The sequence below is a fragment of the Coxiella endosymbiont of Ornithodoros maritimus genome (genome assembly GCF_907164965.1).
GTDB lineage: Bacteria > Pseudomonadota > Gammaproteobacteria > Coxiellales > Coxiellaceae > Coxiella.
In genome coordinates this window covers 1-10,660 of record NZ_CAJRAM010000110.1, presented here as the reverse complement: position 1 = coordinate 10,660, position 10,660 = coordinate 1, and the positions used below count along the sequence as shown (strand labels likewise).

Sequence of the window (10,660 nt, the reverse complement as noted above, 5' to 3'; positions counted from 1 at the left end):
CCCATGAACCCGATACCAATGGTTCGCGCCTCCACACGCTTCTATCAACCACACAAGCCACCTTAAGGCCTTGCCACAGTGGACACATATTGAGCGCCTAACCCCTCTCGTGTGGATCACCTTACCCCACTCATCAATCCCACACAGTTGAAAAACCCCTTTTGCAATAAATACCAACACCAAGTATTTTAATATCTTTCATGGCCCTGCTCCTTTTTTTAAAAATAGAAACTCTATGTTGGCGCATTATAACGCCCTCTTTAAGGAGGGGCACTTTTCATTAGGTTACGAGATTAGTCTTTCGTAATATATCGAGTTGGGTCTTTAATTTTGGCCTCTTTAAATCCTTTTTTTCGTAATTCGCAACTCTCACAACAGCCGCAAGCGAGTCCTTCTTCGTTGGCTCGATAACAAGAAATCGCCATCGAATAATCAACACCCAACGAATAACCCAGTTTTATTGTTTCTGCTTTACTTAAATGAAGCAAAGGAGCCTCTATTTTAATAGGATGGCCTTCTATGCCTCGTTTAGTCGCTAAACTAACGAGATTTTGAAACGCTGCAATATATTCCGTTCGGCAGTCAGGATAACCCGAATAATCAATAGCGCTCGCGCCGATAAGAATAGATTCCGCATCGAGTATCTCGGCCCAACCTAAGGCTATCGAAAGAAAAATAGTGTTTCGAGCGGGCACATAAGTGATGGGAATAGATTCATTACCGCCATAATCTGGCACGTCGAGCGAATTATTGGTTAAGGCAGAGCCGCCCAGCTTTCCAATTGAAAGCTTAACAACCTCATATTGAACAACGTTAAAATGCGCTGCAATCTTTTCTGCGGCCACTAATTCAGAGAGATGCTTTTGACCATAATCAAAGCTCAAAGCATAACAAGCAAAACCCTTACTCTTAGCAACGGCCAGACAAGTCGTAGAATCTAAACCACCGGATACTAAAATAACTACTTTTTTCATATAAGTTCTCTATTAAATCCTTCGCTTTGGCTGAAGTCTAGGAGCAAATTTTTCCTCTCCTAGCCTTTCCCACAGGGGAGAAGAATTATGCATAGCGGCACTGAAGATTTATACCTATTTTTCTTAATGTAATCAATGGTGTTTTTGTAAAAGGCTATGATCGAATTTTAACAAGTATAAGATCAGCCACCGGGCGCAGACTGGGGATTTGGAGTAAAAAATTATTGGTGTGTACGAATAACTGTGAAGAGGTACCGCCGTCTAGATTTAATGCGTTGGAACAGCCCAGTTTTTTCAGGAGGATCGCTAATTGTGTGGCGGTGAGTAGTAAATTATTATCCGTTATTGCAATAATAATATCTCCTGTTGGAGTGACGCCTAGCGCGGATCGTTGTGCTGATCCAGCACGTAATTTAGGTATTCGGCCATCTATAATTAATCTGGGACCAGCTTGAATGGCGAAATTAATTTCAGGGGAGTAGCGATAATTTTGCGGACTTGTAATGGCCGCACGGTTATTTTTAATCATAAAAATTCCCCACCATCTTATCCTCTTTAAAGAGGATAAAGCTTTATTATTGCTAATACGTAAGCCAAGTGGTTCCAAATCGGGTGTAAAGAAACCGCCATTTATTGCTAAGACGGTATTTTTTATTTTAGCAGCTTGAGCAGCATACAGAGCCGTTTGTTGTAAGCTTTTTGAAGTTACTATATTAAAATGGTACTGACGGAGATTAATTTTCCAAGCATATAGGCGAGTAAAAAGATCTGAACGGGTCAATGTGGAAAAACTGGGAGTAACCATGGTATAAGCCATTCCGGAGGCTAACATTTTCCATCGAATACTTGGATTTGCATATGCTGCTTTAATAATCAGTGTAAAGAGGAAAAAAATAAAATAACGCAGCAAAGTTCGCTTCATAATTAAATAGTTGCTAAATTTAAAGCCTTTCGGTAACAATCCAAAGCAGAATCTTTTTGACCTTGTTCTTCATAAACCCGTCCTAATTCTCGGTAAGCAGCAGACGAGGGCATTAATTTGATACTGGTTTGTAAATAGTCGCGCGCTTTCCCTAAAAATTTTTCCTGCCGGCTTAAACGTCCGAGGCAGAGAAATAATTCGGGTTCTTTAGGATATTTCTTTAACCACGTTTCAGCAGTGGTCAATTGATCGGTTTTCTTTTCGCCCCGTGCTAACCCGTAAGTAGATATTAAATGGGAGTTCCACTGTTTTTTAAGCGCAGATTCAATTAAGGGAATAACCTTATCCGGCTCATCATATTTAATGAGCGAACGCGTATAAACATCAATCAGTTCTATTGATTGAGTTGAACGGTGAGGGAAAGAATTCCACATCTCAATTAAGGCTTGTTTACCTTTGCGGTCCGCGGCCTTTAGTAAATTTACGTAAATAGTTTTTTCAAAAACATCGAGCACTTCAACGGACTCCACTCTTTGTTTGCGTAAATGAGGAAGGAGATGACGTAATTTCTCCCAATTTTGTAAATGAATATAAACTTGCTTTAATAACTGCAAGGTGCACGCGTGATTAGGGTTCGTGCGATTTAACCGCTCCAAGGTCGCCAGTGCTTGTTCCCATTGATTTTTACTAATTTGTAACCTTGCCTGAGTGAAATCAACAGCAATGTCAGAACCTTTTGCTTTGGTATGAGCCAGGCGTAAATAATTATCGCGTCGTTCGTAGGATTGTTGGGCATTAGCTGCTTGGGCAGCCGCTAAATAATTAACCAGAGGACTCTTAGTACTCTTAGCTCCTTTCACGAGCTTTTGTTCGGCTGAGGGCCATCGGCCTTCCGCAAGTTCACAAAGTCCTGCGGTGGTGAGTTGACAAGCACGACGATATTGTTTCATCTTCCGCCAATTATGGATGTTTTTTGAGATGCGAGTAGCACGCCCGAGAAGTCGAAAAATAATATAAAAAAGAATAAAAAGGATAAGAAGCGAAACAATGGCCGCCCACAAAGTAGTTTCGATACTCCAATGCCGATAGATAATTAATAAATAGCCAGTATCGCGAGTCATTTCCAAGCCAAGCAAGATGGGTAATGTCAAGAGGATAAAGAGGATGATCAAATATCGCATGAGATTAGCCCCCGACATCTTGGGTCAGTAAAGTTTTTACGATAGACCATGATTGGAGTTGATGGGTTTGCGGCTTAATATTGATAACGGCAAGAGCTTGAATTTTCTTGATAATATTATCCGCTTCGGGTTGATTATGATCGTAGTTAGATAGCCATTGAACGGCTCTATTCAGACTACTTTGGTAAGCCTCAGGCTCCCCATTAAGCAGCGCCCATTGTGCTTGAACTAATTGCAATTGCAAATTTTCCTTTAAAAATAAAGTTTGATCCGGCTCAGTTAAAGGGGAGGTAGGATGATCCACCCGACGAATAACGAAGAGGTTGCTTAGAGGTTTACTAAAACTGTGCTTGATTTTTTCCCACCACGTTTTTGATTCGAGCGTGGATATCGTCGGTGGTTCAGGGGCGCTCCGATGAGGCTGCATGGATAAAGCCGCAATTTCAGTTTTTAAATGATCTAATCGCTCAAAAAGCTTAATAAGATCAATTTGCGGAACGGCTGACAGTGCTATAATATCTTGATCAACCGCTTGTTTTAATGGAGTTAAAGTATCAGAGGAAACCGACTGTAATTGCTGTTGAAGCATTTTTAATATTTGAATAGCCACCAGGGTATTATTTTTGATTGTTAAATGAAGATGAGCCAATTGAACTAAATAGGCTATTTCTGCAACCGTTTGTTTTGCCGACGGATGGGTCACCTCATGGGTTAACTGAGCAATATTTTTTCGGTTAGTCGCAATGGCCATTTGTAACTCCGCTTGGGATTTTTGTAAATCACCTTGAAATCGACCTAACGATTGTTCCAATTGAGAACTATTAAGTCGGTGCCAAATCGCGACACCAAAGGCAATGCCGCCGAGAGCTAAAATAAAACCAGTAATGCCCAACAAGAAGGTGATAGCTTGTATAGGCATTGATTTAGTTTTTGTAGGAGGCTGTTGGAGCGAAGACATTTCAGGCACGGCTTTCTCTTTTAAAAAAGTTGATTTAAATCATTGTACCTTCATTGTTCTTCGCGGGAAAGACAGACCTTATGGACGTTTAGCCGCAACCATTCCCGTCTCTGATTTTTCCTTGTTATTGTAAATACAATACGTTACCGTTGAGTCTATGATAACCCTCCCGTTTGGATGATGAGAACTTGATTTATATGAACACACTACTTCCCGTTTACCAGCGACATATTTAAGACAAAAACCAGAAGCTTGGCCTAGACCAGTAGGCTGAACGGTGAAATCGCTAAATGTATACTAACTATATTTCTCAGAACCCAGGAATGGAGAGTTGTCTTCGATGGGTGCATTAAGGCGCGTTAAAACTTTATCATTAGTTATGGGGAGCACTTTTACCTTTGTTGCCCATGCTGCTGATGCTAAAACGCTTTCTTCATTAACTAAAGTTGCGCAAGCGAATGCCTCACGAAGGACCAGTTTGCGTACCATTTCAAAGTAGACTGTATTTTAGCACCGTCCCAGATTTTAAGAAGAGAATAGGAACATCCATAAATTACCTCGATTTAAAGTCTAACAAAATACATATCTTCCCAAAAAACAAATATGGCTAGCGGTATGTGACTTGCGAACGATGGCAAGTCGTTATTAGTTGTCGAGCAGGGAACGAAACCAACACCGGGGGTATTAACAAAATTGATTTAATCAACAATCAAAGGAAATTTTTTGTTAATTCTTATTAAGGTGCGCCGTTTAATTCGCCCAATAAAGTGATTTAAGCTAAACCAGGAATTATTTATTTTAGCAATCCCAATTATGGGTATAACCAAGGCTTTAAACGGAAGCCCCAGCTGCCCAATGCAATTTATGTTTTTGACCTGAAATTAAATAAGTTGCAAAGATTATCCCCCCCAGTTTGCTATGCCGTATGGGTTGGCCTTATCAGCGAATGAAACAATATTGTATATTGGCGATACGGGAGCAATTGATGGAAAAAACCCTTATAATCCTCGTTCAGCTCACGATATTTTTTCTGCTTATTTAAAAACGTCAGAGAAAATCGATTAGATCAACCATTTTGCGCGCATTTCTCGGGTATCCCCGATGGTTTTATTACGGGTACTCAAGGTGATTTGTATATGACTACCGATAATGAAGTTCAGCATTATTCGGCACTTGGAAGCTTAATTAATGTAATTTCCATCGTTAATGGAGCGGTAAATTTAATCAGCTGCCAAAATAATATTTTCGTTACGACAAATTACGTCATATACCGAATTAATACGTTGACCCGTTCTCTACCGACCATTTTTCAGGCTGGAATTTTATATAATTTATACAAGCAAAATATAACGGTACAAATGATTTTGATACTGTATTGCAACATGGCGATTGGGGTTTAGGCGCTGCCAACGGCTCTCACAGGTGAGCTAATCATCGCGGAGGGCAAAGTCTTTGTTGCGGATAAAAATGGAAACGCATGAGAACTTCCGAAAAGTACAAAGACACCCTTTGCTGAGGTGGTTAAATTTCACCCGACTCGAATATTTAAAAATGTTAGCGTCCGCTCCATGTCAGAATTAGAAAATACCTTACAAACTAATTTGGAGACAAAAACGCAATGTATGCGGTTAAAATACATGTCACATGCAAAAGGATTGTCGCTCGCTCATTCCCAGTGGCGCCTCCGGATGTACCTGCCAATAAGTGAGTGAAGAAAATGCAGAAAGTACAGCGTTTAAATACTATTCTCGGAACGGCTTTTGGTTTTATTACACCTGATTATTCCGGTCCATTATTAGAAACAGGTTCTTATATCCATTTTATTACTGATGATTACTGATGATCATGCGAAAGTTTTTTATCTTTATAATTTTCAATTCGACAATGCCAAAGTGCAAGTAGTGAAACTTAAGAAATTAGAAATTAACTCAGATATTTAGTGGATAAAACCTCTATAATAGCCTTTTCTCCAGCATTGTCTGCTAGAACCACCGAGTGAAACCCTTGAGATTTTGATAAGTTTTCCATTCTTTTGCTAATAACAACGAGCGGGATAGATTGTAACCAGTGCTGGTGTGATTTGAATAATGAGCGAAGATTTTGGAGGCTTTCGACGCTAGTAGAGACAATTGTATGAATCGTGTGGAGTGAGTGCGGCAATCATTTTTTTATTGACGACAGGTCTTTCTCGGCGGTAAGTAATAATGGAGAATACGTTTGCACCGCGATGGATAAGTTCGTTTTCTAAATAAGGGCGAGAGTTTTCCCCGCAAAAAATAGCAATCGTTTTTCTAGTCGCTTGATGGAGTAAAGGCAAATCTAAAAGGCCTTTACTACTGAAATGTTCGGGAATGGCATCAACAGAAAGGCCACGTTGAAATAAAGCCGTGGCGGTCCCTGCGCCAATAGCAACTAATTTTTGTTATGCTTTAAAAATTTAAAATAGGAGAGTGTTTTACAGCATTTGCACTTAGAAAAATGAGGATGTCGCTTGAATTCAGAAATCCAGCCTTAGTCATTTTATCATCCGGACTCCCACTTTCGCAGGAAGGTGGAAAACTTGCGGATTCGAAGGGCGAATAGTTGCATTTATTAATTGGTTTTACAATGAGGGTTGGAAATAAAATAACGGTGCCACCCCTACGTTCAATAGCTTTTTTTAATAATTCTCCCTGCCCTTCAGGGCGAGTAATCATAATGGTTTTATTTTTTAAGGATTTATTTTCCATGGTGCTCGATTTTCCAAGCTGCATAAGCTGGGGTTTCGTAAGGGTGCACTTGGAGTAGTTCTTCCAGCACTGTTTTTAAATACTCATCATCGCAGACCATTTCTACTAAATATTCTTTTACTGTTTCAATTTGACCTTCAGAACCCAAATGAGGCTGGCTGCCGCTTAAGGGACGATATTGCCCCCCCCCTAAAGTTTGCCAAGCACAGCAATCATACTTACCCACTTTACCCGCGCCTTTGGCAAATAACGCATTTTTTACGTTTTCTAAATGAGTTTCGGGAACATAAAAAGTAAGTTTGTACATTAACCCCCCCTTAATCTTCTCCCTTGAGCGATGATAAAATTTTGTAAAAGCATTGATAAAAATTTTGCATGGTTTTAAAATCAATTTGGCCTGGAGCAGAAATGACATCGTTTATCGATGAAAAGGTTAAATACCCTCCTAATAGAGGCGAAAGTGAACAGATTATTTTTCCTTGTTCGCCAATTTCGAGCACAATCATATTTTCATTAATTTTTTTATTGATAAGTAGCTTAAATAAAGTCTTAACATCTTCACATTGCTCAGACTTCGTTGCAAATTTAAAAACATCCGGATTAAATAATCGCATATTCTCTAAAAGAGAGTTAAGTTCAGTTATCGGGGGCGTATGAAGAAAATTGTGGTAGGAAATAATAATTTTTGCTTTTTTTTCGTAAATGCTGATTTTATTTGCAACGGGGAGATCGATATCAAGATAATCAAAACCAAGATCATTTCCCGCTTGTAAGATTTCCTGTTGGGCTTCGGACGTTCCTAGAAAATTCCCGCCGTCCGCTCGTGCCCGACAGCAAAGGATAGCTTTCTTGTGGGTATGATTTTTAATAATTTGCACCCACTGCGGGTTTATTTGTTCGAGATAATCGATGCGTAACTCGACAAAATCCACCGCGGTTTGCGCCGCTTCAAGCTGAAATAAAAATTCCTCGAGCGTTTTGCCGATAACCACAACACAGATACGGGCTGCATTTAACATTATTTTTTAACTCACGCAGTAGAGAATCGCCGCCCTGTTCTAATAATTGCGACGCTACTTTAAAACCTATTATTTTGGCTTCCTCTGAATTTCCAATCTCCGTCGCGCGGATTATAACGCGACCGTCTATTTTTCCGAGCATCGCAAACAGAAAAAGTTGATCATTTTTTAATGATGGCATGCGCTGCAATGGGTGTAAAGCAATCGCCGCCGAGTTTCTCATTAACAGCGCGTTCCGCAGTCACGCAAAGTCGAGTTCCCCGATGGTCCAATGACTTTAGGAGCGTTTGCATTTCATGATCATCAGAACGACATTCAACACCAATTGCGCCTTGTCCGATGGCGGGTATAAATTCGTGAGGATCAAAATAATAATGGATTCGGTTTTTCTAAGCCTAAACGTTTTAAGCCTGCGGCCGCTAAAACGATAGCGTCGTAATGCCCAGCGTCGAGCTTAGCTAATAACGTACCGACATTGCCTCGAATTTCTTTAATTTTGAAACCCGGCTGAATTTTTTTCAATTGACATTGGCGGCGTGGACTTGACGTTCCGATAACGGCGTGGGGAGGTAAAGTGGATAATTCACCTTTTACTAATTAAAGCGTCGCGTGGATCTTCGCGACGAATAAAAGCGCCGATCATTAATTCAGGACCGTCACAAGCCGACATATCTTTTATAGAATGTATGCTAATATCAGCATCGCGATTTAGCAACGCTTTTTGCAAATCTTTAACAAAAAGGTCCTTGGCGCCGCTGTCGACTAATTTTTCCGTGGTAAAACGATCGCCTTGAGTGCTGCACCCCAAGATTTGACAGGTCAGATGAGGGTGTATATTTTCAAATTGTTGTTTTATGAATTCAGCCTGCCATAATGCTAGCAGACTTTTTCGCGTGACAATTAAAATACTACGTTTTTTGATCATTCGAGCTTAATTCGTCAAGGAGTAAATCTTTTTGTTGCCATACGGCATTTAACCAGCGTTGGAAATGACGGCGAAATTCTCGGTCTTCGTAATAGTCACCAATCAAATCGGGAGTCAACGGCAATAATTCGTAATGGACGCTTATTTTGAAGCCCCCCCTTTGAAAATAATTCCAAAATGAGAGTGGACGAGAATAGTAGAGAGTAACATTCAAAATTCCGCTCAACTTTTCTTGGAGTTCTTTTATCACAATGGCGGTGCCGCCGGCTTTAGGTTTGAGTAGATGTAGATAAGGGGAATGTTGACGTTGGTGTTTTTCGGGAGTAAACCGAGTGCCTTCCACAAAATTGACCACCGTCGTTGAGAACTCTTTAAATTTTTTACACGCCTTTTGGGAGGTATGAATATCCGTGTACTTCAAATGAGATCGCTTTCGAATTTTTTTTCGAGAATAGCGTTGAATAAAGGGGTAATCCAATAACCAACAGCTTAGGCCTAATATCGGGAGCTCCCATAATAATTCTTGTTTCATAAAGAATTTGATTACCGGGGTTTTGCGGTTAAATACATAACCTAGCACCAATATATCCAGCCAACTTTGGTGATTGCTGATTAGCATATACCAATGGTTGGTGTCCAGCGGGGCTTTTCCTTCGACCTTCCACTCATGGTTGGACGGTAATTTCAAAAATTGATTTGAAATACTGGCCCAAATTACAGGAACTTGAAGCGCCATTTTCATCACAGCTCGATGCCATGATTTTATAGGCATTAATTTTGCCAAACCACCAAAAGTAATCGCAAAAAGAGCCGTTATGACCGAAAGGATGACATAAAGAAAAGCGGCGAGAGTGACGAATAAAAATTTAAAGGCGCGGCGCATACCGGCAACCCTCCCTTAATTTCTCAAAAAGCCTATTAAAATCCAATTTCTTGTTGAGTGATGCGTTTTAGCCGAGCGACTTCCTGATAAAGGTTAGCAGCTTTGGCTTGAATTTGAGGTTTAAAAATAAACTGTTTTTGGTCGCGTGATGCGCAATTCATATAGCTACCCAAATTTTTGCTCTACTTTCCGCCAACGGGCATATAGACTAGCAAATTGTATTCCAAGCTCACTGGAAATGTCATTTTTTCATCGGATTGATAAAGACAAGTAATATTACCTACATTAACGCCCTGCCATTGAGCCCCGAGAAATTTATTCAAATAACTGGCAAAGGAAGGTAAATAACTCTTCCAGCCATGCTTCGCCGACCAAATCATCTTGTTGGGATCTTTTTGCAGTTTATTGATCTCTGGACACGTGAGATAGCCTTTAGGGACCGGAGAAACAAGTGTTGCAGGGTCGGTTATGCTTTCCGTTGCCAGCAAAAGGAGAACAATAAAGGAGATTAAACTTAATTTTGGATAACACATTGTTTTAGTAGATATTTTCTAAGAAATTGTTAATTTGAGGTACAATTTTACTGTAAAAAACGTCCGTTTTCACTAGTACCCTGTCAAATAAATTTTTCTAAGGGGGGCTCTCTACGTAGAAGAAGTAGCCCATATTATGAGGCGAAATACGGGGATGATAGACGAGATCATTATTTTCCCGTATTCTGCTTTGGTCTATACGTATATGGCCCCAGGGTTGTTGTCAACAATCAGTTTTGACGAAAAGAACGTATATGCGGCTTCACCGAGCCACCGCATGAATTAGCCTCATCAACCTCAGGTTTTACCTTAACGTCCTTAACATCACATTGCCGCGTTTACTAATCCGCGACAAGACCTCCTTATTCTCACTCGCGTGTTGTGGAGGAACTAACCCAATAAACACCAACAACTTGCCAGAAACAGATGAAATTGATGAATGTCCCTCCCCGTTCGCATAAACCGGCAGCGCCGTTAAATCCCCCCCGGCTGCGCTGTACCCGTTGACAATCCTCATTGGTTTTTACCACGGCTTT

The 10,660-nt window shown here is 40.4% G+C and carries 10 protein-coding genes and 6 pseudogenes; 3 read left to right on the top strand and 13 right to left on the bottom strand.

What is annotated here, in order from left to right; all coding sequences use genetic code 11:
* From OWO34_RS09365 to OWO34_RS09340, 6 genes and pseudogenes are all read right to left on the bottom strand, one after another.
* Positions 1 to 202 (bottom strand): annotated as a pseudogene (locus tag OWO34_RS09365) (IS110 family transposase); the annotation flags it as partial.
* 91 nt (positions 203 to 293) lie between these two features.
* Positions 294 to 974 carry a 7-cyano-7-deazaguanine synthase QueC gene (queC, locus tag OWO34_RS09360; protein WP_267257298.1) on the bottom strand — a complete coding sequence of 227 codons (681 nt, stop codon included), beginning with the start codon at positions 972 to 974 and terminating at the stop codon, positions 294 to 296.
* Between the two features lie 154 nt (positions 975 to 1,128).
* Complete coding sequence (locus OWO34_RS09355) at positions 1,129 to 1,896, bottom strand: phosphodiester glycosidase family protein (RefSeq protein WP_267257297.1); 768 nt, start codon at positions 1,894 to 1,896, stop codon at positions 1,129 to 1,131.
* A gap of 2 nt (positions 1,897 to 1,898) precedes the next feature.
* Entirely contained in the window at positions 1,899 to 3,077 is a 1,179-nt protein-coding gene (locus OWO34_RS09350) for a heme biosynthesis protein HemY (RefSeq protein WP_267257296.1), read from the bottom strand.
* 4 nt (positions 3,078 to 3,081) lie between these two features.
* Positions 3,082 to 4,044, bottom strand: coding sequence for a uroporphyrinogen-III C-methyltransferase (locus tag OWO34_RS09345; protein WP_267257295.1), 963 nt, complete (start codon positions 4,042 to 4,044; stop codon positions 3,082 to 3,084).
* Between the two features lie 79 nt (positions 4,045 to 4,123).
* Positions 4,124 to 4,296, bottom strand: a pseudogene (locus OWO34_RS09340) (hypothetical protein); the annotation flags it as partial.
* Between the two features lie 657 nt (positions 4,297 to 4,953).
* Here OWO34_RS09340 and OWO34_RS09335 point away from each other — a divergent pair.
* The 3 genes from OWO34_RS09335 to OWO34_RS09325 all read left to right on the top strand — a co-directional run bounded on the left by OWO34_RS09335 (position 4,954) and on the right by OWO34_RS09325 (position 5,875).
* On the top strand, positions 4,954 to 5,100 hold the full coding sequence (locus OWO34_RS09335) for a hypothetical protein (protein WP_267257294.1): 147 nt from the start codon (positions 4,954 to 4,956) through the stop codon (positions 5,098 to 5,100).
* Between the two features lie 71 nt (positions 5,101 to 5,171).
* Positions 5,172 to 5,435, top strand: a complete 264-nt coding sequence (locus OWO34_RS09330; RefSeq protein ID WP_267257293.1) for a hypothetical protein — start codon at positions 5,172 to 5,174, stop codon at positions 5,433 to 5,435.
* Positions 5,436 to 5,752: 317 nt separating this feature from the next.
* Complete coding sequence (locus tag OWO34_RS09325; RefSeq protein ID WP_267257292.1) at positions 5,753 to 5,875, top strand: hypothetical protein; 123 nt, start codon at positions 5,753 to 5,755, stop codon at positions 5,873 to 5,875.
* Positions 5,876 to 5,958: 83 nt separating this feature from the next.
* On the opposite strand, the pseudogene OWO34_RS09320 reads toward OWO34_RS09325, so the two are convergent.
* The 7 genes and pseudogenes from OWO34_RS09320 to OWO34_RS09290 all read right to left on the bottom strand — a co-directional run.
* Positions 5,959 to 6,764: pseudogene (locus OWO34_RS09320) on the bottom strand (uroporphyrinogen-III synthase).
* Positions 6,754 to 7,071, bottom strand: coding sequence for a CBU_2076 family Dot/Icm type IV secretion system effector (locus tag OWO34_RS09315; RefSeq protein WP_267257291.1), 318 nt, complete (start codon positions 7,069 to 7,071; stop codon positions 6,754 to 6,756). The pseudogene OWO34_RS09320 and the gene OWO34_RS09315 overlap by 11 nt, the downstream one beginning before the upstream one ends.
* Positions 7,072 to 7,081: 10 nt before the next feature.
* The gene (locus tag OWO34_RS09310) at positions 7,082 to 7,783 is read right to left on the bottom strand and encodes a type I 3-dehydroquinate dehydratase (RefSeq protein WP_267257290.1); all 702 of its coding nucleotides are present in this window, start codon (positions 7,781 to 7,783) and stop codon (positions 7,082 to 7,084) included.
* 4 nt (positions 7,784 to 7,787) lie between these two features.
* A pseudogene (gene hemC / locus OWO34_RS09305) lies at positions 7,788 to 8,708 on the bottom strand (hydroxymethylbilane synthase); the annotation flags it as partial.
* On the bottom strand, positions 8,692 to 9,591 hold the full coding sequence (locus OWO34_RS09300) for an acyltransferase (RefSeq protein WP_267257289.1): 900 nt from the start codon (positions 9,589 to 9,591) through the stop codon (positions 8,692 to 8,694). The pseudogene hemC and the gene OWO34_RS09300, both read right to left, overlap by 17 nt.
* Before the next feature lie 35 nt (positions 9,592 to 9,626).
* Positions 9,627 to 10,124 (bottom strand): annotated as a pseudogene (eirA, locus tag OWO34_RS09295) (T4SS-associated protein EirA).
* A 310-nt stretch (positions 10,125 to 10,434) separates the two neighbouring features.
* Positions 10,435 to 10,660: pseudogene (locus tag OWO34_RS09290) on the bottom strand (transposase); the annotation flags it as partial.